Origin of the sequence: Citrobacter telavivensis (assembly GCA_009363175.1) — a bacterium.
In the GTDB taxonomy this organism is placed as follows: domain Bacteria; phylum Pseudomonadota; class Gammaproteobacteria; order Enterobacterales; family Enterobacteriaceae; genus Citrobacter_A; species Citrobacter_A telavivensis.
This window is the reverse complement of record CP045205.1, coordinates 2,469,211-2,495,186: the sequence shown is the minus strand read 5'-3', so window position 1 is coordinate 2,495,186 and position 25,976 is coordinate 2,469,211. Positions and strand designations below refer to the sequence as shown.

24 protein-coding genes and 1 other annotated feature (1 of these 25 running past the window's edge) are annotated in these 25,976 nt (G+C 45.9%); of the genes, 9 read left to right on the top strand and 15 right to left on the bottom strand.

Translation table 11 applies throughout. The features are described from left to right. Positions 1-72: a sequence feature (His leader region), on the top strand (it extends 51 nt beyond the left edge of the window). A gap of 47 nt (positions 73-119) precedes the next feature. The 8 genes from hisG (at position 120) to GBC03_14095 (ending at position 7,253) form a co-directional block, all read left to right on the top strand. After that, complete coding sequence (gene hisG / locus GBC03_14130; GenBank protein ID QFS71270.1) at positions 120-1,019, top strand: ATP phosphoribosyltransferase; 900 nt, start codon at positions 120-122, stop codon at positions 1,017-1,019. 99 nt (positions 1,020-1,118) lie between these two features. Next, positions 1,119-2,423 (top strand): histidinol dehydrogenase, encoded by a 1,305-nt coding sequence (hisD, locus tag GBC03_14125; protein ID QFS71269.1) that lies wholly within the window; start codon positions 1,119-1,121, stop codon positions 2,421-2,423. Beyond that, on the top strand, positions 2,420-3,499 hold the full coding sequence (hisC, locus tag GBC03_14120; GenBank protein QFS71268.1) for a histidinol-phosphate transaminase: 1,080 nt from the start codon (positions 2,420-2,422) through the stop codon (positions 3,497-3,499). Before hisD ends, hisC begins: the two co-directional genes overlap by 4 nt. Beyond that, positions 3,496-4,563, top strand: a complete 1,068-nt coding sequence (gene hisB / locus GBC03_14115) for a bifunctional histidinol-phosphatase/imidazoleglycerol-phosphate dehydratase HisB (GenBank protein ID QFS71267.1) — start codon at positions 3,496-3,498, stop codon at positions 4,561-4,563. Before hisC ends, hisB begins: the two co-directional genes overlap by 4 nt. Beyond that, on the top strand, positions 4,563-5,153 hold the full coding sequence (gene hisH, locus GBC03_14110; protein ID QFS71266.1) for an imidazole glycerol phosphate synthase subunit HisH: 591 nt from the start codon (positions 4,563-4,565) through the stop codon (positions 5,151-5,153). The genes hisB and hisH overlap by 1 nt, the downstream gene beginning before the upstream one ends. Further along, the gene (gene hisA, locus GBC03_14105; protein QFS71265.1) at positions 5,153-5,890 is read left to right on the top strand and encodes a 1-(5-phosphoribosyl)-5-[(5-phosphoribosylamino)methylideneamino]imidazole-4-carboxamide isomerase; all 738 of its coding nucleotides are present in this window, start codon (positions 5,153-5,155) and stop codon (positions 5,888-5,890) included. Before hisH ends, hisA begins: the two co-directional genes overlap by 1 nt. Further along, positions 5,872-6,648, top strand: coding sequence for an imidazole glycerol phosphate synthase subunit HisF (gene hisF / locus GBC03_14100; protein QFS71264.1), 777 nt, complete (start codon positions 5,872-5,874; stop codon positions 6,646-6,648). Before hisA ends, hisF begins: the two co-directional genes overlap by 19 nt. Beyond that, complete coding sequence (locus tag GBC03_14095; GenBank protein ID QFS71263.1) at positions 6,642-7,253, top strand: bifunctional phosphoribosyl-AMP cyclohydrolase/phosphoribosyl-ATP diphosphatase HisIE; 612 nt, start codon at positions 6,642-6,644, stop codon at positions 7,251-7,253. Before hisF ends, GBC03_14095 begins: the two co-directional genes overlap by 7 nt. 55 nt (positions 7,254-7,308) lie before the next feature. Here the strand turns inward: GBC03_14095 and wzzB are convergent, their stop codons facing one another. The 3 genes from wzzB to gndA form a co-directional block, all read right to left on the bottom strand. Further along, positions 7,309-8,292: an LPS O-antigen chain length determinant protein WzzB gene (wzzB, locus tag GBC03_14090; protein QFS73999.1), complete on the bottom strand. Its 984-nt coding sequence runs from the start codon at positions 8,290-8,292 to the stop codon at positions 7,309-7,311. A 143-nt stretch (positions 8,293-8,435) separates the two neighbouring features. Continuing rightward, positions 8,436-9,602, bottom strand: coding sequence for a UDP-glucose 6-dehydrogenase (locus tag GBC03_14085; protein ID QFS71262.1), 1,167 nt, complete (start codon positions 9,600-9,602; stop codon positions 8,436-8,438). Positions 9,603-9,850: 248 nt separating this feature from the next. After that, entirely contained in the window at positions 9,851-11,257 is a 1,407-nt protein-coding gene (gene gndA / locus GBC03_14080; GenBank protein ID QFS71261.1) for an NADP-dependent phosphogluconate dehydrogenase, read from the bottom strand. A 322-nt stretch (positions 11,258-11,579) separates the two neighbouring features. On the opposite strand from gndA, the gene GBC03_14075 reads away from it, so the two are divergent. After that, a protein-coding gene (locus GBC03_14075; protein ID QFS71260.1) for an IS3 family transposase occupies positions 11,580-12,727 on the top strand; the annotation gives its coding sequence in 2 pieces (ribosomal slippage) (positions 11,580-11,817 and positions 11,817-12,727; 1,149 coding nt in all). Here GBC03_14075 and GBC03_14070 read toward each other — a convergent pair. The 12 genes from GBC03_14070 to galF form a co-directional block, all read right to left on the bottom strand. After that, positions 12,724-14,106 (bottom strand): phosphomannomutase, encoded by a 1,383-nt coding sequence (locus GBC03_14070; protein ID QFS71259.1) that lies wholly within the window; start codon positions 14,104-14,106, stop codon positions 12,724-12,726. The two genes, GBC03_14075 and GBC03_14070, sit on opposite strands and share 4 nt — an antisense overlap. 5 nt (positions 14,107-14,111) lie before the next feature. Continuing rightward, positions 14,112-14,858 carry a glycosyltransferase gene (locus GBC03_14065; GenBank protein ID QFS71258.1) on the bottom strand — a complete coding sequence of 249 codons (747 nt, stop codon included), beginning with the start codon at positions 14,856-14,858 and terminating at the stop codon, positions 14,112-14,114. Next, positions 14,858-16,264 (bottom strand): mannose-1-phosphate guanylyltransferase/mannose-6-phosphate isomerase, encoded by a 1,407-nt coding sequence (locus GBC03_14060; GenBank protein QFS71257.1) that lies wholly within the window; start codon positions 16,262-16,264, stop codon positions 14,858-14,860. Before GBC03_14060 ends, GBC03_14065 begins: the two co-directional genes overlap by 1 nt. A gap of 5 nt (positions 16,265-16,269) precedes the next feature. Further along, positions 16,270-16,731 carry a GDP-mannose mannosyl hydrolase gene (locus GBC03_14055; protein ID QFS71256.1) on the bottom strand — a complete coding sequence of 154 codons (462 nt, stop codon included), beginning with the start codon at positions 16,729-16,731 and terminating at the stop codon, positions 16,270-16,272. 3 nt (positions 16,732-16,734) lie between these two features. After that, positions 16,735-17,700 carry an NAD-dependent epimerase/dehydratase family protein gene (locus tag GBC03_14050; protein QFS71255.1) on the bottom strand — a complete coding sequence of 322 codons (966 nt, stop codon included), beginning with the start codon at positions 17,698-17,700 and terminating at the stop codon, positions 16,735-16,737. A 4-nt stretch (positions 17,701-17,704) separates the two neighbouring features. Further along, complete coding sequence (gmd, locus tag GBC03_14045; protein ID QFS71254.1) at positions 17,705-18,829, bottom strand: GDP-mannose 4,6-dehydratase; 1,125 nt, start codon at positions 18,827-18,829, stop codon at positions 17,705-17,707. A 1-nt stretch (position 18,830) separates the two neighbouring features. After that, positions 18,831-19,862 carry a glycosyltransferase gene (locus tag GBC03_14040; GenBank protein ID QFS71253.1) on the bottom strand — a complete coding sequence of 344 codons (1,032 nt, stop codon included), beginning with the start codon at positions 19,860-19,862 and terminating at the stop codon, positions 18,831-18,833. An 8-nt stretch (positions 19,863-19,870) separates the two neighbouring features. Beyond that, positions 19,871-20,995 carry a hypothetical protein gene (locus tag GBC03_14035; protein QFS71252.1) on the bottom strand — a complete coding sequence of 375 codons (1,125 nt, stop codon included), beginning with the start codon at positions 20,993-20,995 and terminating at the stop codon, positions 19,871-19,873. Next, entirely contained in the window at positions 20,992-21,912 is a 921-nt protein-coding gene (locus GBC03_14030; protein QFS71251.1) for a glycosyltransferase, read from the bottom strand. Before GBC03_14030 ends, GBC03_14035 begins: the two co-directional genes overlap by 4 nt. A 10-nt stretch (positions 21,913-21,922) precedes the next feature. Next, the gene (locus tag GBC03_14025) at positions 21,923-23,140 is read right to left on the bottom strand and encodes a hypothetical protein (protein QFS71250.1); all 1,218 of its coding nucleotides are present in this window, start codon (positions 23,138-23,140) and stop codon (positions 21,923-21,925) included. A 191-nt stretch (positions 23,141-23,331) separates the two neighbouring features. After that, entirely contained in the window at positions 23,332-24,675 is a 1,344-nt protein-coding gene (locus GBC03_14020; protein QFS71249.1) for an oligosaccharide flippase family protein, read from the bottom strand. A 367-nt stretch (positions 24,676-25,042) separates the two neighbouring features. Then, the gene (gene galF / locus GBC03_14015) at positions 25,043-25,936 is read right to left on the bottom strand and encodes a UTP--glucose-1-phosphate uridylyltransferase GalF (GenBank protein ID QFS71248.1); all 894 of its coding nucleotides are present in this window, start codon (positions 25,934-25,936) and stop codon (positions 25,043-25,045) included. Between the last annotated feature and the right edge of the window lie 40 nt (positions 25,937-25,976).

The following is a 25,976-nucleotide window of genomic DNA, read 5'->3' as shown; positions in this document are numbered from 1 at the left end:
CATTCAGATCTTCCAGTGGTGCATGAACGTATGAGAAAGCCCCCGGAAGATTTCTTCCGGGGGCTTTTTTTTTGGTGCGCAATTCAGACAGGTTCAGACAGGATAAAGAGGAAAAGAGAATGTTAGATAACACCCGTTTACGCATAGCTATTCAGAAATCAGGTCGTTTGAGCGATGACTCACGCGAATTACTCGCTCGCTGCGGGATTAAAATTAACTTACACACCCAGCGCCTGATTGCGATGGCAGAGAATATGCCGATTGATATTCTGCGTGTGCGTGACGACGATATCCCCGGTCTGGTGATGGACGGCGTCGTTGACCTGGGCATCATCGGTGAGAACGTTCTGGAAGAGGAATTGCTGAACCGCCGCGCCCAGGGCGAAGATCCGCGTTACTTTACCCTGCGTCGTCTCGACTTCGGCGGTTGTCGTCTTTCTCTGGCCACGCCAGTTGATGAAACCTGGGATGGTCCCGCCGCACTTGATGGCAAACGTATCGCCACCTCTTATCCCCACCTGCTCAAACGTTATCTCGACCAGAAAGGTGTCTCCTTTAAATCCTGTCTCCTGAACGGTTCTGTGGAAGTGGCCCCACGCGCTGGTCTGGCCGATGCCATCTGCGATCTGGTCTCGACCGGTGCAACGCTGGAAGCCAACGGTCTTCGCGAAGTGGAAGTGATTTATCGCTCTAAAGCCTGCCTGATCCAGCGTGACGGCGAGATGACCGACGCCAAGCAGCAACTGGTCGATAAGCTGCTGACCCGAATTCAGGGCGTTATCCAGGCGCGCGAATCGAAGTACATCATGATGCACGCGCCAAGCGAGCGTCTGGAAGAGGTGATCGCCCTGCTGCCGGGCGCGGAACGCCCAACCATTCTGCCGCTGGCCGGCGATCAGCAGCGTGTGGCAATGCACATGGTCAGCAGCGAAACCCTGTTCTGGGAGACCATGGAGAAACTGAAAGCGCTCGGTGCCAGCTCGATTCTGGTGCTGCCGATCGAGAAGATGATGGAATAATTGCACGCGACGGCGCCCGGTGGCGCATTCGTTTACCGGGCCTACGGGTTCAGTAGGCCGGATAAGCAAGGCGTCATCCGGCATAAAAAGGAAAGTGACATGAGCTTTAGCACAATCATTAACTGGAACACCTCTTCCCCAGAGCAGCAGCGTGAATTACTGATGCGCCCGGCGATTTCCGCGTCTGACAGCATCACTCGTACCGTGAGCGAGATTCTGGATAACGTCAAAGCCCGTGGCGATGACGCCCTGCGCGAATACAGCGCAAAGTTTGATAAAACTGAGGTTGCGGCGCTGAAGGTGACCGCAGAAGAGATAACCGCCGCCAGCGCACGACTGAGCGACGATCTCAAGCACGCCATGGCCGTCGCGGTGCAAAACATTGAGACCTTCCACAACGCGCAAAAATTACCGCCCGTCGATGTGGAAACCCTGCCAGGAGTACGCTGCCAGCAGGTGACGCGCCCGGTGGCGTCCGTCGGTTTATATATTCCAGGAGGCTCCGCCCCGCTCTTTTCTACCGTACTGATGCTTGCCACACCGGCACGCATTGCGGGCTGTAAAAAGGTGGTGTTGTGTTCCCCTCCGCCGATTGCCGATGAAATTCTCTACGCGGCACAACTGTGCGGCGTGCAGGAAGTCTTTAACGTCGGCGGCGCGCAGGCCATTGCCGCGCTGGCATTTGGCAGCGAATCCGTGCCGAAGGTGGACAAAATTTTTGGCCCAGGAAACGCGTTTGTGACCGAAGCGAAGCGCCAGGTCAGCCAGCGCCTCGACGGTGCAGCGATTGATATGCCAGCCGGTCCTTCCGAAGTGCTGGTGATTGCTGACAGTGGCGCAACGCCAGATTTCGTCGCCTCCGATCTGCTTTCACAGGCGGAGCACGGCCCGGACTCACAGGTGATTCTGCTGACCCCGGATGCCGATATCGCCCGTCGCGTTGCCGAAGCCGTTGAACGTCAACTGGCTGAACTCCCGCGTGCAGAAACGGCGCGTCAGGCGCTCAGCGCCAGTCGGCTGATAGTGACGAAGGATTTGGCGCAATGTATTGCCATCTCTAATTTGTATGGCCCTGAGCACTTAATTATCCAGACCCGCAATGCCCGTGAAATGGTTGATGAGGTTACCAGCGCCGGTTCAGTGTTCCTTGGCGACTGGTCGCCGGAATCGGCGGGCGATTACGCCTCCGGAACGAACCATGTGCTGCCGACCTACGGCTATACGTCCACCTGTTCCAGCCTCGGACTGGCGGATTTCCAGAAGCGCATGACGGTTCAGGAACTGTCTAAAGCGGGATTCTCCGCGCTGGCTTCAACCATTGAGACACTGGCGGCGGCTGAGCGCCTGACCGCTCACAAAAACGCCGTCACCCTGCGCGTCAACGCCCTGAAGGAGCAAGCATGAGCACTGAAAACACGTTCAGCGTCACCGACTTAGCCCGTGAAAACGTCCGCAATCTGACGCCGTATCAATCTGCTCGTCGTCTGGGCGGCAACGGCGACGTCTGGCTCAATGCCAACGAATTCCCGACGGCGGTTGACTATCAACTCACCCGGCAAACGCTGAACCGTTACCCGGAATGCCAGCCGAAAGCGGTGATTGAAAATTATGCGCAGTACGCCGGGGTCAAACCGGAGCAGGTGTTGGTCAGTCGTGGCGCAGATGAAGGTATTGAGCTGCTTATCCGCGCTTTCTGCGAACCGGGGAAAGACGCCATTCTCTTCTGTCCGCCCACCTATGGGATGTATAGCGTCAGCGCCGAGACCATTGGCGTCGAGTGCCGCACCGTCTCCACGCTCGCCGACTGGCAGCTGGATATGCAGGGCATTTCTGACAATCTGGATGGCGTGAAGGTTGTTTACGTGTGCAGCCCCAATAACCCCACCGGACAACTGATTAATCCGCAGGATCTGCGCACGCTGCTGGAACTGACGCGCGGCAAAGCCATTGTGGTCGCCGACGAGGCCTATATCGAGTTCTGCCCGCAGGCAACGCTGGCGGGTTGGCTTTCCGAATACCCTAACCTGGTCATTCTGCGCACATTGTCCAAAGCGTTTGCCCTCGCCGGTCTGCGCTGTGGCTTTACGCTGGCCAACGAAGAGGTGATTAACCTGCTGCTGAAGGTGATCGCCCCTTATCCGCTATCCACGCCCGTCGCTGACATCGCCGAACAGGCGCTCAGCCCACAGGGCATCAACGCGATGCGCGAACGCGTGGCGCAGATCCTGCTTGAGCGTCAGTACCTGGTGAATGCGCTTAAAGAGATTGCCTGTGTTGAACAGGTTTTCGACTCCGAGACCAACTACATTCTGGCGCGCTTCACCGCCTCCAGCAGCGTATTTAAATCTTTGTGGGATCAGGGCATTATCTTACGAGACCAGAACAAACAACCTTCTTTAAGCGGCTGTCTGCGTATTACTGTTGGTACCCGTGAAGAAAGCCAGCGCGTCATTGACGCTTTACGTGCGGAGCAAGTATGAGCCAGAAGTATCTCTTTATCGATCGTGATGGAACTCTGATTTCCGAACCGCCGAGCGATTTCCAGGTGGATCGCTTTGACAAGCTCGCCTTCGAGCCAGACGTTGTGCCGGTGCTGCTGAAGCTGCAAAAAGCGGGCTTTAAGCTGGTGATGATCACCAATCAGGACGGTCTGGGAACGCCGAGTTTTCCACAGACGGATTTCGACGGCCCGCACAATCTGATGATGCAAATCCTGACCTCTCAGGGCGTGCTGTTTGATGAAGTGCTGATCTGCCCGCATCTGCCCGCAGACGAGTGCGACTGCCGTAAGCCAAAAGTGAAGCTGGTCGAACGTTACCTCGCTGAGCAGGCAATGGACAGCGCCAACAGCTACGTCATTGGCGATCGCGCTACCGATATCCAACTGGCTGAAAACATGGGCATTACCGGGCTCCGTTACCATCGCGAGACGCTGAACTGGACGGCAATTGGCGAGCAACTGACGAAACGCGATCGCTACGCCCACGTTGAGCGCGTAACCAAAGAGACGCAGATTGATGTCAAAGTGTGGCTGGACCGTGAAGGCGGCAGCAAAATTAACACCGGCGTCGGCTTCTTTGACCATATGCTCGATCAAATTGCGACACACGGCGGGTTCCGCATGGAGATTACCGTCAAAGGCGATCTCTATATCGACGATCACCACACCGTGGAAGACACCGGTCTGGCGCTGGGTGAAGCGTTAAAACTGGCGCTCGGCGATAAACGTGGCATCAACCGTTTTGGCTTTGTGCTGCCAATGGACGAATGCCTGGCGCGCTGCGCGCTGGATATCTCCGGACGTCCGCACCTCGAATACCGTGCCGAGTTCGCCTATCAGCGCGTCGGCGATCTGAGTACCGAGATGATCGAACACTTCTTCCGCTCACTCTCCTACACCATGGGTGTGACGCTGCATCTGAAGACCAAGGGCAAAAACGACCATCACCGTGTGGAAAGCCTGTTCAAAGCCTTCGGTCGTACTCTGCGCCAGGCCATCCGTGTTGAAGGTGATACCCTTCCCTCCTCCAAAGGAGTGCTGTGATGAACGTGGTGATCCTCGACACCGGCTGCGCCAACCTGAACTCGGTGAAATCCGCCGTCGCGCGTCATGGTTATTCCCCAGTGGTCAGTCGCGACCCGGATGTGGTCTTACGCGCAGATAAACTGTTTCTGCCCGGCGTCGGTACGGCGCAGGCGGCAATGGATCAGTTACGCGAACGCGAACTGATCGATCTGATTAAAGCCTGTACCCAGCCGGTGCTGGGCATCTGTCTCGGCATGCAGATCCTCGGACGGCGTAGTGAAGAGACACGGGGCGTCGATATGCTCGGCATCATCGAGCAGGATGTACCTAAGATGACTGACGTCGGTCTGCCGCTGCCGCATATGGGTTGGAACCGCGTTTATCCGCAGGCCGGGAATCGTCTTTTTCAGGGCATCGAGGACGGGGCATATTTTTACTTTGTGCACAGCTACGCCATGCCGGTCAATCCGTGGACCATCGCCCAGTGCCACTACGGCGAACCGTTCACTGCTGCCGTGCAAAAAGATAACTTCTTCGGCGTGCAGTTCCACCCGGAGCGCTCCGGTGCCGCTGGCGCGCAGTTGCTGAAAAACTTTCTGGAGATGTGATGATTATTCCGGCTTTAGATTTGATCGACGGTACCGTCGTGCGTCTCCATCAGGGCGATTATGCGCAACAGCGTGATTACGGCAGCGACCCGCTACCGCGTTTGCAGGATTACGCGGCACAGGGTGCCGAAGTGTTACATCTGGTTGATTTAACGGGTGCGAAAGATCCGGCGAAACGGCAGATCCCACTGATTAAAACCCTGGTCGCGGGCGTGAACGTACCGGTTCAGGTGGGCGGTGGCGTACGCACCGAAGACGACGTCGCCGCGCTGCTGGCAGCGGGTGTCGCTCGCGTGGTGGTCGGCTCCACGGCGGTAAAATCGCCGGAGATGGTGAAAGGCTGGTTCGAGCGTTTTGGAGCCGACGCGCTGGTCCTCGCACTGGATGTACGTATTGATGAGCAGGGAAACAAGCAGGTAGCCGTAAGTGGCTGGCAGGAGAACTCCGGCGTTTCGCTCGAAGAACTGGTAGAAACCTATCTACCGGTGGGCCTGAAACATGTGCTCTGTACGGATATTTCTCGCGACGGCACGCTGGCGGGCTCAAACGTCTCTTTGTATGAAGAGGTTTGCAAAAAATATCCACAGGTGGCCTTTCAGTCTTCTGGCGGGATCGGTGATATCAACGACGTCGCCGCATTGCGCGGAACTGGCGTGCGCGGCGTGATCGTCGGACGTGCGCTGCTGGAGGGTAAATTCACCATTAAGGAGGCGATCCTATGCTGGCAAAACGTATAATCCCATGCCTCGACGTTCGCGATGGTCAGGTCGTGAAAGGCGTGCAGTTCCGCAATCACGAAATCATCGGAGACATCGTCCCGCTGGCAAAACGCTATGCCGATGAAGGTGCCGATGAGTTGGTGTTCTACGATATCACCGCGTCCAGCGACGGCCGTGTGGTCGATAAAAGCTGGGTTTCGCGCGTCGCGGAAGTGATCGACATCCCTTTCTGCGTGGCGGGTGGGATTAAGTCGGTCGACGATGCGGCCAAAATTCTCTCGTTTGGCGCAGATAAAATCTCCATCAACTCGCCAGCGCTGGCTGACCCGACGCTGATTAGCCGTCTGGCGGATCGTTTTGGCGTGCAGTGTATCGTGGTCGGTATTGATACCTGGTTTGACGCGCAAACCGGCAAGTATCATGTCAATCAGTATACCGGCGATGAAAGCCGCACCCGCGTCACCACCTGGGAAACCCTCGACTGGGTGCAGGAAGTGCAAAAGCGCGGTGCCGGCGAAATCGTCCTTAACATGATGAACCAGGACGGCGTGCGTAACGGCTACGACCTGGAGCAGTTGAAAAAGGTGCGCGCAGTGTGCCGCGTGCCGCTGATTGCTTCCGGTGGCGCGGGCACCATGGAACATTTCCTTGAGGCCTTCCGCGATGCCGATGTCGACGGTGCGCTTGCCGCCTCCGTCTTCCACAAGCAAATCATTAATATTGGTGAATTAAAAGCGTACCTGGCAACACAGGGCGTGGAGATCAGGATATGTTAACAGAGCAACAACGCAGCCAACTGGACTGGGAAAAAACCGACGGGCTGATGCCTGTCGTCGTGCAGCACGCGGTGTCCGGTGAAGTGTTGATGCTGGGATATATGAACCCAGACGCGCTGGATAAAACCCTTGCAACCGGCAAAGTCACCTTCTTCTCACGCACCAAACAGCGCCTGTGGACCAAAGGCGAGACGTCAGGAAACTTTCTGAACGTCGTCAGCATTGCGCCAGATTGTGATAACGATACCCTGCTGGTGCTGGTGAATCCGATCGGACCCACCTGCCATAAAGGCACCAGCAGCTGCTTTGGTGACACCAGCCACCAGTGGCTGTTCCTGTATCAGCTTGAACAACTGTTAGCCGAGCGAAAAACGGCCGACCCGGCGAGTTCCTATACCGCGAAACTCTATGCCAGCGGCACCAAGCGTATCGCCCAAAAAGTGGGTGAAGAAGGTGTCGAAACCGCACTGGCCGCCACGGTGCATGACCGATTCGAACTGACCAATGAAGCGTCGGATTTGATGTATCACCTGCTGGTTCTGCTGCAGGATCAGGATCTCGACCTGACAACGGTCATTGAGAATCTGCGCAAGCGGCATCAATGATCTTAAGGCGTAAAAAAACCGGGCAAGGCCCGGTTTTTTTATTATATAAATCAGATTACTGTGCTTTTGGCTTGTAGTTACGCAGCGCATTGCGTCCCAGTACCACACCTGCGCCAATCACCCCACCGAGCAGTGCCGCCAGTATCAGAGTAATTGCCCTTTTCGGACTGTCGCGACGAATCGGTAACGTTGGTTTCATCACGTAACGATAGGCATGAATGCTGTCCGTATCGACCTTCAGCGCCTTAACCGCTAAAAGGTTCTGGCGGGTCAGGTAGTAGTCATCCGAAAAGGTTAACGGGCGAGTCGCTTCGTTATTAACCATCGATGAAAGCGCATCGCTACCCAGCATAAACATGGTGTCCTGGGAGACCTGATCGGCCTGCTGGACCTGTGGCAACTTGATGTTCGCCTGTTTGGCTACGGAGAGCGCCTGGTTGATCTGCGCAATACGTAGTGTTTTTTGCTCTTTCGCCACCTTTTCCTGCGCTTCAAGTGAATGTTCTAAGCCAGATGTCCGAGTTTTAATGCTCATATCAAGGTCGACGATAATTTCTTTGGATACCGCTTCATCAACCTGCTGAATGTACTGCGCCAGCGTTTTTTGCGCGGATTCAGCCGAGGTTGCCTGATAGGAGACTTTCAACGGAAGAGGCTGGCCTTTTACAGATGCGTCAACGGTCAATTTCTCTGGCTCTTCCTGATTATCGAGCATTTCAGAAAGCGCGGCAAAGGCCGAGTTAAAACGGCCAATAACACCCGACTGAACATCATTTACTTTTGGCGCATCCTGACCGTAAAGGATACTCATGGCATTGGTATAGGTCGCTAATTGACCGGCGTCCGGTTGAGTGATTATCGCCGTCGAGGTCCATTTCTCTTTCGCGATTGCCAGGTAACCTACAGCCAAGAAGATAGCCACGATAACGCAGAGGATCACTGTCACTTTTCCGCGCCATATTTGAATTACTAAGTCAATCAAATCAATCTGTTCCGGTTCGTTACTGCGCCCGGACACGTTGTTATTTTCCACTGTCATCATTGCCCTAAATAAGAAAGGTCTACTCACGCCACAGTTTATCGGGAAACGTAATTTATGCCATAGGAAAATTGATAAGATTGTGAAAATTCTGGTAGGTTTTTAACCCATTATCAGGGACTCCCTTCCCCTCTACTTACAGCTCAATCACTGCCAAAGAGGTCCCGGGTATAGACTTTTTCGGACACATCTTTGAGTTCCTCAGCCATACGATTCGAGATGATTACGTCCGCCTGTTGCTTAAACTGCGTTAAATCACGCTCGATACGAGAGTTAAAAAACGTCTCTTCCTGCATCACCGGTTCATAAATCACCACTTCCACACCTTTGGCTTTAATGCGCTTCATGATCCCCTGAATGGAAGATGCGCGGAAGTTATCCGAGCCGCTTTTCATGATCAGACGATAGATTCCCACAACCTTTGGTTTTCTGGCGAGAATAGCATCAGCGATAAAGTCTTTACGAGTACGGTTGGCATCAACGATTGCGGAAATAATATTATTCGGGACTGACTGATAATTAGCCAAAAGCTGCTTCGTATCTTTTGGCAGACAATAACCGCCGTAACCAAATGAGGGATTGTTATAGTGATTGCCAATACGCGGATCCAGACAAACCCCCTCGATGATCTGGCGGGTATTTAAACCTAAACTTTCAGCGTAGCTATCGAGCTCGTTAAAGTAGGCCACACGCATCGCCAGATAGGTGTTGGCAAAAAGCTTTATCGCTTCTGCTTCGGTAGAATCCGTAAACAGCGTAGGGATATCTTGCTTCACCGCTCCTTCCTGAAGCAAAGCGGCAAACCGCTCTGCTCGTTCAGAGCGCTCGCCAATGACAATACGCGACGGATATAAATTGTCATAGAGCGCCTTACCTTCACGCAGAAACTCCGGAGAAAAAATTACATTATCAACTCCCAGCTGTTCTTTAATAGCTCGAGTGAAGCCGACAGGAATTGTTGATTTGATAATCATTACTGCATTAGGATTAATTTCCACCACATCACGAATTACAGATTCAACACTTGAGGTATTAAAATAATTAGTCTTTGGGTCATAGTCTGTTGGGGTCGCAATTATAACGAAATCGGCATTTTGGTACGCATCGTATTTATCTGTCGTAGCACGAAAATTGAGTTCTTTAGTTGCCAGATATTCTTCAATCTCTTTATCGACAATTGGTGAGTGCTTCCTGTTGAGCATATCCACTTTAGCCTGCACAATGTCCAGTGCGACAACTTCGTGGTTCTGCGCAATGAGAATGCCGTTTGAGAGGCCGACATAACCTGTTCCTGAAATTGTTATCTTCATTAGCTCTGACTTCTTCTGGTTAAATATGTTGAAGGGATCTAAAGCACCCAACAACCGATACAATTGTAGGGGTTGTAACCCTGATGCTGATTCCCTGTCAAGGTAAGGAGGTAGGCAGTAAAGCGCGTATTATAACCCTACTTTTCTTAACTCTATGCTCTTTCTCCCCCGGTGATGTGGGTCTTCACGCAATAAAAAAGCCCGAAGAATCTCTTCGGGCTTTGCTCCAAAAATGGGACTGAATCAGATTAATCCAACCATTCCGTATGGAACACGCCTTCTTTATCAGTACGCTTATAGGTATGTGCACCGAAGTAATCACGTTGTGCCTGGATCAAGTTAGCCGGCAATACCTCTGCACGGTAGCTGTCGTAGTAGGCAACAGCAGCAGAGAATGTCGGTACCGGGATGCCATTCTGAACGGCGTAGGCGACGACATCACGCAGCGCCTGCTGATATTCATCTGCGATGTTTTTGAAGTAGGGATCCAACAGCAGATTGGCAATGCCTGCATTCTTCGCGTAGGCGTCCGTGATCTTCTGCAGGAACTGCGCACGAATAATGCAGCCTGCACGGAAAATCTTCGCGATTTCACCGTAATTCAGATCCCAGTTGTACTCGTCAGACGCTGCACGCAACTGAGAGAAGCCCTGCGCATAGGAAACGATTTTACCGAGGTACAGCGCACGGCGCACTTTCTCAATAAACTCAACTTTATCACCCGCGGGTTGCGCTTTCGGACCTGTCAGGACCTTAGAGGCAGCAACGCGCTGATCTTTCAGTGAGGAGATGTAACGTGCAAAGACCGATTCGGTTATCAAAGACAGCGGTTCACCGAGATCCAGAGAGCTCTGGCTGGTCCACTTACCGGTCCCTTTGTTAGCCGCTTCGTCCAGAATGACATCAACGAGGTATTTACCTTCTTCATCTTTTTTGGTGAAGATGTCTTTAGTGATGTCAATCAGGTAGCTGCTCAGCTCACCATTGTTCCACTCAGTAAAGGTGCTGGCCAGTTCTTCATTAGAGAGATTCAGACCACCTTTCAACAAGGAATAAGCCTCAGCAATAAGTTGCATGTCGCCATATTCAATGCCGTTGTGTACCATCTTCACATAATGGCCTGCGCCATCTGCACCGATGTAAGTCACGCAAGGTTCGCCATCTTCAGCAACTGCGGCGATCTTAGTCAGAATTGGCGCAACCAATTCGTACGCTTCTTTCTGTCCGCCAGGCATAATAGACGGCCCTTTCAGCGCACCCTCTTCGCCACCGGAAACACCGGTGCCGATAAAGTTGAAACCATCAGCAGAAAGTTCTCGGTTACGACGAATGGTGTCCTGGAAGAAAGTATTTCCGCCATCAATGATGATGTCGCCTTTATCCAGATACGGTTTCAGAGAATCAATGGCAGCATCGGTACCCGCGCCCGCTTTCACCATTAACAGGATACGACGAGGCGTTTCGAGGGATTCAACAAACTCTTTCACCGTGTAGTAAGGCACCAGTTTCTTGCCCGGGTTCTCGGCAATCACTTCTTCGGTCTTTTCACGGGAGCGGTTAAACACGGAGACGGTATAACCACGGCTTTCGATGTTGAGCGCCAGGTTGCGCCCCATCACTGCCATGCCGACGACGCCGATCTGTTGCTTAGACATTACATACTCCTGTCAGGTGTGGTCACCGCGCGACTCATGCGCGGCTTGAAATGTGGCTTAGATGTTAACTCAGGTTGCAGGAGACTGTGTAGTGTAAGATGCCCTTATCTTATGATAATCGCCTCTTATCAGTGTATGTCACACAGGAATGAAGCATTTACGTGGATTTATATGTTCCTATCAGAAAAAGAAATCTTAGTTCAGCGTAACGACTTTGTGCAGAATTTGTTCCACATACTCTTTAGCTTTTATCTCTGTATGAATCGCCACGGGTTTAACAGACACCTCAGAGTCATTTAAGATGGCTTAAAGAGAGGTGCCCATGAGCGGTAAGCGTTATCCCGAAGAGTTTAAAATTGAAGCAGTCAAACAGGTTGTTGATCGCGGTTATTCTGTTGCCAGCGTTGCAACACGTCTCGATATCACCACCCACAGCCTTTACGCCTGGATAAAGAAGTACGGTCCGGATTCTTCCACTAATAAAGAACAGTCAGATGCTCAGGCCGAGATCCGCCGTCTTCAGAAAGAGCTGAAGCGGGTTACCGACGAACGGGACATATTAAAAAAAGCCGCGGCGTACTTCGCAAAGCTGTCCGACTGAGGTACGCCTTTATCCGTGACAACACCTGTTGCTGGCCTGTTCGCCTGCTCTGTCGGGTGCTGGATGTTCATCCCAGTGGTTTTTACGCCTGGCTTCAGCAGCCGCATTCACAACGCCATCAGGCAGACCTGAGACTGACAGGACAGATTAAACAGTTCTGGCTGGAATCGGGATGCGTCTATGGTTATCGCAAAATCCATTTGGATCTGCGGGACAGCGGGCAACAGTGCGGAGTGAACAGAGTCTGGCGACTGATGAAACGTGTCGGGATAAAGGCTCAGGTCGGATACCGGAGCCCGCGGGCACGTAAAGGCGAGGCCAGTATCGTGTCGCCCAACAGGCTCCAGCGACAGTTCAATCCGGATGCTCCGGATGAGCGTTGGGTAACGGACATAACCTACATCAGGACCCACGAAGGCTGGCTGTATCTTGCCGTGGTTGTTGATCTGTTCTCACGCAAAATTATCGGCTGGTCCATGCAATCCCGGATGACAAAGGACATTGTCCTGAACGCACTGCTGATGGCTGTATGGCGGCGTAATCCCCAAAAACAGGTGCTGGTTCATTCGGATCAGGGCAGTCAGTACACAAGCCATGAGTGGCAGTCGTTCCTGAAATCACACGGCCTGGAGGGCAGCATGAGCCGTCGCGGTAACTGCCATGATAATGCGGTTGCAGAAAGCTTTTTCCAGTTGTTGAAACGCGAACGGATAAAGAAAAAGATCTACGGAACGCGGGAAGAAGCCCGCAGCGATATTTTTGATTACATCGAAATGTTTTATAACAGTAAGCGTCGGCATGGTTCTAGCGATCAGATGTCACCGACAGAATATGAAAACCAGTATTATCAACGGCTCGGAAGTGTCTAGATTATCCGTGGCGATTCAGTACTCGCTTCTGCATAACAGCGCAATTCAGGGGCATTACCTGATGGACGGAGATGGAAAATATCCGAGCAATCAAGCGTTATTCTCACACCATCAGTTTGATCAATGCTGACACATTTAACAGAAGCTAATCCGAGCTTAGTTAAGAGTTGCTCTGGCGAAATCAGTGCTTCAGTAATAATTTGTTGGCTTTTCTCTGAAGGGAAATCTTTCACTCTGTCGGACCAGGTGAATCGTTGAGGCAGTTGGTCGACAAGTTGTGAAATTTTCTTGTTCCTGGAAGCAGCCAATAACATCAACGCAGGCAATACCGCGTCTCGCGTAGGTAAAGACCTAAGACGTTTACCGTTGATTGTTAAGTCCGATGCCAGCAGGAAACCACCATTAGCTTCGAATCCTGCAACGTTTGAATAACGATTTGCCAGAGAATTAAACGCAGCGATAACGTACGGGGAACCAATTTTTGTACGCGTCACAGTTTTGAATTCATTAGATAACTCGATCGCTGTGTTACAACTAACTGGGATGGCGAGAGCTTCAATGCCCAGCTCGTTTGCCGTCAACAAACCCAGTATATCGCCACGCAGCCAATTACCGGTTTCATCAGAGACTAAAGGTCTGTCACCATCACCATCTGTTGAAAAAATCGCGTCAAGTTTAAACTGTTCCGCCCAACCTTTTGCAAGCAACCGATCTTCTTCACTGACTGCTTCAGTATCGATAGGAACAAACTCATCGCTTCTTCCTAAAGAAATCACTTCAGCACCAAGTTCCTGGAATAATGGGGCGTAAAGATCCCTGCCGGCACTCGAATGTTCGTAAATGCCAATGCGCTTTCCGGCTAAAATCTTATCAGCATAGAGTGATGTGTACCGGGAAACATAAGCTTCAGCTCCCAGAGAGCTGATTTGCAATTCAGGAAGCTGTTCCACAGATGAAAACTCGAAAGCGCTGCCGATAATAGCCAGCTCATCTTCTTTGGAAATTTCTCCATCTGGACGATAAAATTTCAGGCCATTACGGTCGAACGGAATGTGACTCCCTGTAACCATAATGCAGGGCATATCATTCTGCATGGCATAATACGCTAATGCAGGGGTCGGAATAACACCATGATATTCAATCTGAAACCCATGCTGCTTAATTGCAGCTGCGCAGGCCTGAGCTATTTCATAGCTGCTTGGCCGATTATCAATTGCCAGAGCGACTGTTTTGAACTCAAATTTGTCACTGGTAACCTGAAGAAAAGCATGCGCGAAAGCGGCACAAACATTATGCGTGAAATCAACTACCAGACCACGAGCGCCACTGGTACCAAAAGCGATTCCACTTTCATTAATTACTTTACTAGCAGTTAGCATATTTGTTATTTCTTTATGAATTGAGGAATTTTGGAAAGATTTTTATAGGCCAACGCCAGCGGCCATATAATCCCATTTTTCTTCATAATCCTGACATCTTCCATCGACTTACTCATCATTGAAGATAATGAGCGATTACTAATCCCCCCGACCCTCATTTTCACGAGAACTTTAGGGAGATAAGCCATTCCAATGCCACTTTTCAATATATATCGCAAAAGAGAGTCATAATCAGCTGAAATACGGTAATCGAGGCTAAAACCGCCATATTCAATGTAGCATGAACGTTTCATGTAAAAAGAAGGATGTGGCGGCATCCAGCCTAACCGCATTTTGGTGCGGCTGAAAGGACCGCTTTTCCACATTCTGATGCGTTTACCCGTATCCTCCTGCGAAACATACTCCAGATCGCCATATACAGCATCACAACCTGTTGTTTCGAAGGTATTGGCTATATCAGCCAGTGCATCGTTATAGGCTAACAGATCATCCGAATGCAAAAATCCAATAACATCACCCGTGGCAGCATTGATACCTTTATTGAGTGCATCATATATTCCCTGGTCAGACTCACAAATTATTTTAGAGACTTTCGTACAGTTATCTTTGATTAGCTGAATAGTATTATCTTTCGAAGCTCCGTCAACGATAATGTACTCAATATCGGTATAAGTCTGATTCTCCAGAGAACGAAGAGTATCGATCAGCGTTTTTTCGCTATTATACGTTGCTGTAATTATGGAAATCCGCATTAATAACCCACTCCAGAAGATGACACTCTGACCACATCATCCTCTTCAAGATATACACCCGATCTGACCTCAATAATTTCAAGAGGTATCTTGCCAGGGTTTTCAATTGCATGAGGTACACCGACAGGAATATAGGTCGATTCATTTTCAGAGACCAGATATGTTTTGTCTTCAAGATGAACTTTCGCTGTTCCAGACACGACAACCCAATGCTCTGTACGATGAAAATGAATTTGTTTTGCCGTAATCTGACCAGGAAGAACAATAACATGTTTTACCTGATAGCGTTGTCCTTCAGCAATAGTGTCATGACTTCCCCAAGGGCGGAAAATTTCACGATGCTGTAAGTATTCAGAACGATTCTGCTTCTTGAGCTGAGCGACAATACCTTTAACTTGCTGAACCTTATCTTTATGCGCGACAAGAACCGCATCTTTCGTCTCCACGACGACCAGATCTTTCACACCAACAACACCTATTAGACGATGTTGTGAATAAAGGTAGCTATCAGAAGCATCCTCTAAAAGTACATCCCCTCGTATTGCATTCCCATTAGTGTCTTTTTGGCTAATTTCCCACAACGCAGACCAGGAACCTACATCGCTCCATCGCGCATTCAAAGGCACCACAACAGCATCCGTTGTTTTCTCCATCACCGCGTAGTCAATTGACTCTTCCGGACAGCAATCAAAAGCTTCTTTGTCCACTCTAATAAAATCGAGATCCTGGCTGGATGACGTCAAAGACCTCTCACACGCCTGAAGGATATCGGGGCGGAACTGGCGGAGTTCATTGATAAAAGCCGAGGCTTTAAACATAAACATACCGCTATTCCACAAATACCCTCCATGGTTAATGTATTGATTCGCCAGCTCAAGCTCAGGTTTCTCAACAAATGCAGCGACTCTATATCCTTCACCATCGAGCTTTTCTCCGGTTTTGATATAGCCGTATCCCGTTTCCGGCGCAGTAGGGACAATTCCAAATGTCACCAATTTGCCTTCTTCTGCAAATTTCTTGGCATGCGACACAGCCTGTCTGAAACTATCTTCATCCTGGATTTCATGATCGGCGGCAAGCACCAGCAAAATAGGATCTTCACCCAATGAAACGGCCTGCAAAGCGGCTAATGCAACCGCTGGCGCGGTGTTACGTCCGGCAGGTTCAAGTAAGATCCCGCCATGCTTGAGCCCTTCTTTACGCAACTGTTCTGCCACAATAAAGCGATGAGACTCATTACAAATGACCAGCGCCGGGCTATGCTCAACGTTCTCAAGGCGACGTAAGGTCTCCTGTAGCATTGTGAAACGAGTATTAAGCGAGAGAAACTGTTTTGGATAAAGTGTGCGAGAAAGAGGCCAAAGTCTGGTCCCCGAGCCACCGGCCATTATGACAGGAAGAAGCATATCTATTACCTTGATAAGAAATAATTTTTGGTGTACTGATGCACTATATTACTACTGAGAAGAGTCTGGATATCAAACCACTGATACGCGGTGTGTTGAGTCCGCGGCAAATCAGGATCCAGAAGCTCAAGTTCTAACCTGTAGCCATGGACGACATAGTGGGTTGTAAAATCAGCCCCGGTAAAATTATCACGGTAAAAGTGCTCATATACCCCCAGGAATGTCGACTCATTCAGGCATACTTCTTTCCCAAGCTCTTCCTTCGTGATTCGTTTAAATGCCGTTTCGAAAGATTCATCCTTGAAGATTCGCCCACCAGGCACAAACCAATAATTTTGTGCTGGCCGGTTTTGGCGCTGCCCAAGCAGCGCGTTTCCTTCATTATTCACTACGATGAGATCTATCGAGATTAGCGGCGTATTCTCAACGATAGTTGAAAATAAATTTTGCTCCAATCTCTTGCTCATGCTCTACCCCCGGAATGAGTAGAGGTTTGCCAAATACCACTTGTAAGTTAACTCCAGGCCATCTTTTAAATTATAGTGGAATTTCCAACCCAATTTTTCCAGACGCGAAACATCCATTAGCTTACGTGGTGTACCATCAGGTTTTGAAGCGTCAAAAACAATATTGCCTTTATAGCCAACAACCGTTGCTATTGTTTCCGCCATTTCGCGAATAGTACAATCAACACCCGTGCCAACGTTGATGTGCGAAAGCATCGGATCGGTGTGCTTATGGTACACTGATTCATCGAGCTCCATCACATAGATTGACGCAGCGGCCATATCATCAACGTACAGAAACTCTCTCATAGGTGTCCCCGTCCCCCAAACAACCACTTCTGGGGCATTTTGCTCTTTGGCTTCATGGAAACGACGCATCAGAGCTGGAATAACATGTGAATTTTGCGGGTGGAAGTTATCATTCATCCCATAAAGGTTCGTCGGCATTACGCTACGGTAATCACGACCATATTGTCGATTATAGGATTCACACAATTTAATGCCGGCTATTTTCGCAATAGCATAAGGTTCATTTGTTGCTTCAAGAATCCCTGTCAACAGTGCCGATTCTTGCATAGGCTGTTTTGCGAGTTTAGGATAAATACAGCTTGAACCTAAGAAGAGTAATTTTTGCACACCCGCTAAATGCGCGGAGTGAATGATATTACTTTCGATCATTAGATTCTCATAAATGAATTCAGCAGGATAGGTATTATTAGCATGAATCCCCCCGACTTTTGCTGCTGCAAGATACACTTCATCAATTTTTGTAGTAGCAAAAAATTCCTGAACGTCTGGTTGTGAAGTTAAATCTAATTCTTCGTGCGTTCTCAGCACCAGTTCGATATCATTGCGAGAGCCAAGCTCACGACAAATTGCCGAACCCACCATGCCTCGATGACCAGCAACGTAAACACGTTTGTTAGACATCAGATTAGCGCTCCAGTGAAACTGCGACATCATAACCATGGCTTTTTAGCAATGCATGCTGCTTGGCTTTCGCCAAATCGTTAGCAACCATCTCTGCACACATTTCTTCCACCGTAATTTCAGGCACCCAACCCAGCACCTTTTTAGCCTTCGTTGGGTCACCAAGCAAAGTTTCAACTTCTGCAGGGCGGAAGTAACGAGGATCAACGCGGACAATAATATCGCCAATATTCACACCAATGGCGCAATCTGAAGTTTTGCTGATAACAGTTGCAATTTCATCTACACCTTCGCCGCTAAATTCAAGTTCAAGCCCAACTTCTTTAGCAGACATGCGAACAAATTCACGAACAGAAATTTGTTTGCCTGTAGCGATGACAAAATCTTCAGGCTGATCTTGTTGGAGCATCATCCATTGCATGCGGACATAATCTTTCGCATGGCCCCAGTCGCGCAGGGAATCCATATTGCCAAGATACAGGCACTTTTCGATTCCTTGAGAAATATTGGCTATCGCACGAGTAATCTTGCGAGTGACAAATGTTTCACCGCGGCGTGGTGATTCATGGTTAAAAAGAACACCATTACAGGCATACATGCCATAGGACTCACGGTAATTGACCGTAATCCAGTAGGCGTAGAGTTTTGCAACAGCGTATGGGGAGCGAGGATAGAATGGTGTTGTTTCGCGCTGAGGAACTTCCTGAACAAGCCCATACAATTCAGATGTTGAAGCCTGGTAGAAGCGAGTTTTCTTTTCCAACCCACAAATACGGATAGCTTCTAACAACCGTAATGTCCCTAATGCATCTACATCAGTAGTATACTCTGGCGATTCAAATGAAACGGCAACATGCGATTGTGCGCCAAGATTATAAACCTCGTCAGGTTTTATTTCTTGAATTATACGAATTAAATTTGAAGTGTCTGTCAAATCACCATAGTGTAGAATGAAATTAGGATCATAATGATGTCGATCTTGATAAATATGATCTACTCGCTCTGTATTAAAAGAGGATGCACGGCGTTTGATACCATGAACTTCATAACCCTTTTCCAAGAGAAGTTCAGCAAGATAGGAACCATCTTGACCAGTGACACCCGATATTAACGCGATTTTTTTTCTCATCTTATTTCTCATTTCTTTTAATTAATTCATTGTAGACAGCTAATGTCTCCTGAAAACAACGATTCCAAGAAAACTTTTCAGCTTGTTTAAAGCCATCACTAATTAATTGTTCACGACAAGAACGAGATGTCAATTGAGTCAACGCATCTCGCAGTGAATCGGCAGACAGAGAATTGACCAATATAGCAGCATCACCTGCAACCTCAGGAATTGAGGAAGTATTAGAAGCTATCACAGGACATCCTGCACGCATCGCCTCTATTACTGGTATCCCAAAACCTTCATAACTTGAAGGGTACAGCAGGGCATAACTTTGATTATATGCAATATTAAGCTCTTCATCACTTAGTCGACCAAGCCAACGATACCGTTTTGGCAGTTTATTCTCTAAAAGCTTTAGCTCTTCTGTTGTTAAACTACCACCACCAACAATATCCAACTCTAGATTCTCAATTGAAGATACTGCATCAATTGCTAAGCCAAAATTCTTATAACCCCCACGAGCCCCAACGAATAACACCCGGTTGCTATTCTCCCTATTATTATCAAGTAATGGATAATAGGCTTCAGAGACACCATTGTAGATAACACGGATACATTTTGGATCTACAGAACAATATTCAACCAGATCTTTAGCAGTATTTTTAGAAACACAAATGATAATATTACTTCTTTTTATCGCTCTTTTTTTTTGCCATGAATGTAACCATTTTGCTGGTCCCTTGACAAATTTTTCATAAGTGAAATCATGAACTGTAGTGACCACTGGAATTTTTGAAGAGTTAGGCAATCTATAATAAGTAGAATGGAATACTGAGCCAATGCCCCTCTCTTCAGTATTCAATATAACATCTCTGTATCTCTCGAATAATCTAGCTTTATATGTAATCTGGTTAGCAGGCAGTGATAGTTTGGAGTCTTCATCGTAACATATATATATGTAATTATTCATCCTAGAGATGATCTCACGGAATACGACACTTACTCCTCCTCCAGATTGCAGTTTCTCAATAATGCCGTCATAAATAATCATTTTGATACCTATCTGATTTCTTTTTTCAGTGACAGCATAAATGTTTCATTGAAAATATGCTGATTATGATACTTAATGAAATGATTTCTAATGGATTTTTTTTTACTGAGAATATTATCGATACTTAGTTGACCAGCTTCCCATATTGCTTTTTGCACAGCTTGCAATGTCAAGGATTCGATTTGAATCATATCTAGATTGAAGTCAAAACCACATTCCTTCGTAATTACAGGGATAGTACCAAAGTTGTAAGATAAGGTAACTATCGACGTTGCCATTGCTTCACTGCAGGAAGGTAAAATAGAAAAAGGTATTTTTTTTGCTAGCAAATTAAACTCACTCGACTCAATATCAAGAAAACCTAAGTAATCAAAGTTTTCAGGATATTGAAGCAATTTATCTTGGAAAAGTTTTATTTCATCATCCAATGGACCAGCAATATATAACTTATAATGACTTCCCGCAAACGCGTCGATACACAGATCTAATCCCTTATGTATACATCCCTTGCCACCAAACCATATAAAGCTATTTAGCTCAATTTCTGAATTTTCTATACTGCCCTTATTAGCAGTAGTACTATCTAAGCTAAAACATGTCGAAGGTACACAATATATCCTGTCATGAAACAACTCAAATAATTTTTTTATATATTCGTTTCCAATAGTAATTATTGCATCACTTTTTACAAGTTGGTTTGGCCAGACATTTTCAGTTATTCTCACATATTTATTTGCCGAACCAATTACTTTGTTTGGATAATTTTTCTTAAACCTAAATAAAGCTTCCAAAGCATTTTGATTCTGAATAAAGGCAGGAAATCCTGTTGAATAAAGTATATTTTTTTTCCCAAGATTGTGAGTTATAGCATATTCGAAACAATCACCAAACCCTATAACTAAATCATACATTCCAAATATTTTCTTTCTACGATAATCTACAACCGTTATATGATAATCTAGTTTCTCTAGAATTGAGACAATGTTTTCGAGTTCAATACTATTTGGATGTTTTTTCCCTTTGACAAAAAAGGGATGAACAATAAAGCAAAGCAAAGCTTTCTTTTTACCACATTTATTTTTTGTGATAAAAGTGAAACGAATAAAGAACTCCTTCAAAATTTTCTTGATCATTGGAATTTACTTTTCAATAGTCTCATTAATCTTTTAAAATAATATTTTTTCTTAACAAATTTATTAAATTCTTTAAGAATTTTTTCGTTAACTTCAAATTCGTACGACAATCTAGTTGGTAGTTTTTCGTTTAAAATCCGATTAATAATATAACTTTCGTTGACGCCTTTATGTGTCCCAGAACCATCAGTTCCAATGTTAGAGATATAGGACTTAACAGGATAAGAAGCCAGTTTCTTTAGGAGAAAACAATTGAATACAAATCTTACGGCCCAAGAATCGATCTCACCTTTAAGTTGTTTTTTTAGCATCCTATCTATATCTCGACCTGCATATAGTTTAAAATCTTCTTGCATCCTCTTGTTATACAGATAATCCTCATAAACCTTTCCATCCCACTGAACTTCAGTCCAACGATCCTTCCATGTAGCCCATCCCCACGAACAAGGTCTTCCCGAGAAATAGTTATCGAATTCATATTCAGAACTTATTTTTACGGTGCTATTTGGATATGAATAGCTTGTAATTGACATTATCGATTCAAAATTCTGATAGGTATTCAACATCAAATTTAAATATTCAAGAGTCAATGGACTTGAGATTAAGTCATCTTCAAAAACAATTACTTTCCCGTGCTTATTGATTACATCTGTCACACCAGAAATGATAGAATTTGCTAATCCCTTATTATTAGATGATTCAATTATAGTCACTGATTTAAAACCATCAATCAGCTTTATATAATTTCTTATTTTTTGCACAGGTTCAATAGCCTGATTATTTTTAGCCGCATCACTAAAAATGTAAATATCAGACTGCTCTGCTAATTTGTTCTTTTTTAGAGCCTCTATTGTTTTTAATGTATGCTTGTATCTATTATACACAAACAGACATATCGGTGCTAATTCATGATTCATTGATCAATACCTATCTTATTCTTTGCGTTATTTTTAATGCATAATATGAAAGAGCCAGCCATAGATATATAAAGAAAAAAGAATCTATAGGACCTCTTAGCAAATGAAAACCTGTTAAACTCAGTGATAAAACCAAGGACGAATATAATAAATTATTCTTGTTGCGTAAATACGTGTTATCTATTAAGCCCAAGAGATAACCTAATGCAGCATATATAACTAAAGAGAAATATGAGAAGTTCCAATATAGCTCGCCAAATAAGGTTACAGGTTCACTTCCTCCCACTGAATAAAATGGTGGGTTAAAATATTTAGGAAATAATCTACTAGATGTTTCTGGTTTATCCGGAAGTAATTCCCTTGGAATAAATGAAATAAAAGGCTTAACTAAAGTTAAACCATATAAATAATCTACACTCGAATATCTGTCATCGAATAGTAATAAATAATCATCATAAACGATGCTAAAATCAGTTTCTACTTCAAGTACAACTAGAGTGGATTGAATTGATTCAGCCCTGTCTTTTACAGCTTCAATATTAAATATATTACCACCACTCCGAAATGCTACGCTGACATAAACCAGCAAGAGCAATCCCAAAGCACCAGGAATAATTATTTTAACTACACTTTTCATATATACAAATAAGTATATATATATAGGCGCTCCTATTGCTACCAACCAATCCCTTCTGTCGTCAGATAGAAAGTAGAGCATAAGCATTAAAAAAACATAATAGAATAGACAAAGTAATAAATTACTATAAACACCAAACCTCTTGAACTTAATAATATTATAGAACATTAAGCACAAAATAAAAACGAAACAAATATAAAATGGTAGAATAGTTAATGATAATACAAGAAAAATCACTTGAAGAAAATGAAAAACATTAATTTTGCTATTTGCCGCAATATCATTTGAACCATCAGTTTCTGAAATTTTGAATGTTTTTTTCGTTCTGAAGTAAACTAACAAAAAAATTAAGAATGATAATAGAGTATATAGCAAGCATATCATTAATCCTTTCTCACTATAGTCATCTATAGACTTATTCAAATAAGCATATATATTATAGTAGCCTAAAGCTAACAATACTGGACGAAGAGACAAATATATAGTAAAAAAGACACAAAAAATAAGCAACATTGGTTTTTTTTTCGTTATTGCCTTAATTGTAGTAATTATACCGAAGGATAATATAAAAATTGACAAAGCTATATTCAAATTGGGCACCTTTAAATTATAGTAATAACAAGAAAATTATCATTTATTTTTTACATCATAAGTAATGTTATTAATTACTTGCTGTATAATTTTCAAACATGTCGATATATTTAATACAAGAATACAGCCTTGCCTATTATATAGCATAGAGAAAAATACCTTGATCAATTTTATTTATTTTGTATAGTGTCTCACTTGAATTTTATCAAGAACAAACTAAAAAATTGCATATAAAAAATTTTGCGACACAGAACGAAGTTAGCCAAAAATGATGAAAACGCTTGCGCCAATAATGCGCTTATCGCTGCGCCTGTAATTCCAAATCTTGGAATCATAATTAAATTAGACACCACACAAACTACAGCACCTATTACTGTCCGATAAAGACTAATTTTTGATTTCCTTTCATTTAATATCCATAGACTTTGCGCAACTCCCATACTAATGAAAACATTCGAAAATACCACGATAGAAAGTACAATTGTACCACCACGATATTCTTGACCTAATAGAACATTGATAATAGTATTTGATAATAAAGCTATGGGAACACTAATAATCCATGCTTGCATTGCGAATATACGAAATATATTGCTAAGACAGTCCCAATATTCGTTCTCCCCTTGTTGTTTCATTCTGGCAACTAATGGGGCAAGACTGACAGAAAGAGTTACTGGTATAAAAGACCACAATGTTGCCAGAGGTAAAACTGCTGCATAGATACCTAAATCAGCATCAGTTAAAAACTCCTTAATCATTATTTGATCTATACGCATATAAATAGCAATTGATAAACCACTTAAGATAAATGGCCATGACTCATTAATAATTCCTGATGCTTTTTTCTTTAAATATATCCATGAATTACCACATGGAAACTTTCGATATGCGTAGATCAAAGCAATAGCGCTAATTAATGTTTCTAACGCGACGACTACTGCAAACGCAATTAATGGAGCTTTACTTAAAATTAAAGCGACCTTAATTCCATTTGAAATAAAGTATGAGAATAATTTAGCAATAACTGTTCTCCGACTTTGACTTTGACTTTGAAACCATAAGTCGATCGTATCAACCGCTTGAAAAATCAATATAGCTCCTGCAAGGGCCGTAATATATACACTACGATCTTGCCAACCATTAACTATTATCATACCTCCAACAGCAATAAGCCAGCATACCGTGCCAACTGCAAGCCTAAGTACAAATGCTGTACCTAATATTTCCCCTGCTTTATTATTATCTCTCGCTATATCCCGCACGATGATTCCATCCATACCCAATATGGATACTGTTTGAAAAAATGCTAAGTACGCTAGCACATACGATAATTCACCAAACTGAGCAGGTCCAAGATAACGAGCAACCCATGCGCTAACCAATAAGCCTAACAACAGTCTAACAAGCTTATCAAAGAGCAACCATGCGCCATTATTAATAACTACTACTAGTTCCTTTTTATTTATAAGCTTAAGAGCTAATGTTTTAGGCAGCAATTTTAACCATAGTGGCTGCGAACTTTGTATTTTTAACAATAGAAATTTCCTTCCTGTATTAAATTAAAGCTATATGATTTTATTTCCATTGTTCATTATTCAGACACGCTACCGCCCCTGGCTTTACAGCTACCAGTGCACTGCGTACTCTCACAGACGTGTTAAGCTCTGCTTTCTCTGCCGCAAAGCCTCAAAACTCAAACGCTAATTGTCTTACCAATTGATGTCAGAAACAAGAAGAAATCTTATAAAAAGCGGTGCTAAATTTTGTAGTTAAACCAATGAAATCACAAATCTTTTTCTAAAATAGAAAAACGGCAGCAACATTCCAGGCATACTTGCATCGCCGCGCCGAATGTTGACTACCGTTATTTTTTACGCCTGTCGGGACGTCTATTTTTTAAACTTACTCGCTAAGCAACTTCTCAATACCTTTGCGGAACTTCGGCCCTTCTTTCAGGTTACGCAGTCCGTATTTCACAAACGCCTGCATGTAGCCCAATTTCTTGCCGCAGTCGTAGCTGTCGCCGGTCATCAGCATGGCGTCAACAGACTGTTTTTTCGCCAGTTCTGCAATTGCATCAGTCAACTGGATACGGCCCCAGGCTCCTGGTTCGGTTCTTTCCAGTTCGGCCCAGATATCCGCAGAGAGGACATAACGCCCTACCGCCATGAGATCGGAATCCAGCGTCTGCGGCTGATCCGGTTTCTCAATAAACTCGACAATGCGGCTCACCTTGCCTTCATTATCCAGCGGCTCTTTCGTCTGGATAACAGAGTACTCGGAAAGATCGCCCGCCATACGTTTCGCCAGCACCTGGCTACGCCCTGTTTCTTCAAAGCGCGCAACCATCGCAGCAAGGTTATAACGCAGTGGGTCGGCACTGGCGCTATCAATGACGATATCAGGCAATACGACTACAAAAGGGTTATCACCAATTGCCGGACGCGCGCAGAGAATAGAGTGACCCAACCCCAGCGGCTGCGCCTGGCGCACGTTCATGATGGTGACGCCCGGAGGACAAATGGATTGCACTTCCGCCAGCAGTTGGCGCTTCACGCGCTGCTCAAGGAGTGACTCTAGTTCATAAGAGGTGTCGAAATGGTTCTCAACGGCGTTTTTAGACGCGTGGGTCACCAGGAGGATTTCTTTGATCCCTGCAGCCACAATTTCGTCAACGATGTATTGAATCATTGGCTTGTCGACGATCGGCAGCATCTCTTTGGGAATTGCCTTGGTGGCTGGCAACATGTGCATACCCAGACCCGCTACCGGTATAACTGCTTTCAAATTACTCATTATTTCATCCACCTGTAAATGGTTGCTGAATTATAGCCTT

What these genes read in the sequence shown, in the direction of transcription:
- GBC03_14030 (QFS71251.1), bottom strand. Translation starts at nt 21,912, where the DNA reads ATGAATCATGAATTAGCACCGATATGTCTGTTTGTGTATAATAGATAC.
- hisA (QFS71265.1), top strand. Translation starts at nt 5,153, where the DNA reads ATGATTATTCCGGCTTTAGATTTGATCGACGGTACCGTCGTGCGTCTC.
- hisF (QFS71264.1), top strand. Translation starts at nt 5,872, where the DNA reads ATGCTGGCAAAACGTATAATCCCATGCCTCGACGTTCGCGATGGTCAG.
- gndA (QFS71261.1), bottom strand. Translation starts at nt 11,257, where the DNA reads ATGTCTAAGCAACAGATCGGCGTCGTCGGCATGGCAGTGATGGGGCGC.
- galF (QFS71248.1), bottom strand. Translation starts at nt 25,936, where the DNA reads ATGAGTAATTTGAAAGCAGTTATACCGGTAGCGGGTCTGGGTATGCAC.
- GBC03_14060 (QFS71257.1), bottom strand. Translation starts at nt 16,264, where the DNA reads ATGCTTCTTCCTGTCATAATGGCCGGTGGCTCGGGGACCAGACTTTGG.
- wzzB (QFS73999.1), bottom strand. Translation starts at nt 8,292, where the DNA reads ATGACAGTGGAAAATAACAACGTGTCCGGGCGCAGTAACGAACCGGAA.
- GBC03_14070 (QFS71259.1), bottom strand. Translation starts at nt 14,106, where the DNA reads ATGCTAACTGCTAGTAAAGTAATTAATGAAAGTGGAATCGCTTTTGGT.
- gmd (QFS71254.1), bottom strand. Translation starts at nt 18,829, where the DNA reads ATGAGAAAAAAAATCGCGTTAATATCGGGTGTCACTGGTCAAGATGGT.
- hisC (QFS71268.1), top strand. Translation starts at nt 2,420, where the DNA reads ATGAGCACTGAAAACACGTTCAGCGTCACCGACTTAGCCCGTGAAAAC.
- hisG (QFS71270.1), top strand. Translation starts at nt 120, where the DNA reads ATGTTAGATAACACCCGTTTACGCATAGCTATTCAGAAATCAGGTCGT.
- hisD (QFS71269.1), top strand. Translation starts at nt 1,119, where the DNA reads ATGAGCTTTAGCACAATCATTAACTGGAACACCTCTTCCCCAGAGCAG.
- GBC03_14095 (QFS71263.1), top strand. Translation starts at nt 6,642, where the DNA reads ATGTTAACAGAGCAACAACGCAGCCAACTGGACTGGGAAAAAACCGAC.
- hisB (QFS71267.1), top strand. Translation starts at nt 3,496, where the DNA reads ATGAGCCAGAAGTATCTCTTTATCGATCGTGATGGAACTCTGATTTCC.
- GBC03_14065 (QFS71258.1), bottom strand. Translation starts at nt 14,858, where the DNA reads ATGCGGATTTCCATAATTACAGCAACGTATAATAGCGAAAAAACGCTG.
- GBC03_14085 (QFS71262.1), bottom strand. Translation starts at nt 9,602, where the DNA reads ATGAAGATAACAATTTCAGGAACAGGTTATGTCGGCCTCTCAAACGGC.
- GBC03_14050 (QFS71255.1), bottom strand. Translation starts at nt 17,700, where the DNA reads ATGTCTAACAAACGTGTTTACGTTGCTGGTCATCGAGGCATGGTGGGT.
- GBC03_14055 (QFS71256.1), bottom strand. Translation starts at nt 16,731, where the DNA reads ATGAGCAAGAGATTGGAGCAAAATTTATTTTCAACTATCGTTGAGAAT.
- GBC03_14035 (QFS71252.1), bottom strand. Translation starts at nt 20,995, where the DNA reads ATGATCAAGAAAATTTTGAAGGAGTTCTTTATTCGTTTCACTTTTATC.
- hisH (QFS71266.1), top strand. Translation starts at nt 4,563, where the DNA reads ATGAACGTGGTGATCCTCGACACCGGCTGCGCCAACCTGAACTCGGTG.
- GBC03_14040 (QFS71253.1), bottom strand. Translation starts at nt 19,862, where the DNA reads ATGATTATTTATGACGGCATTATTGAGAAACTGCAATCTGGAGGAGGA.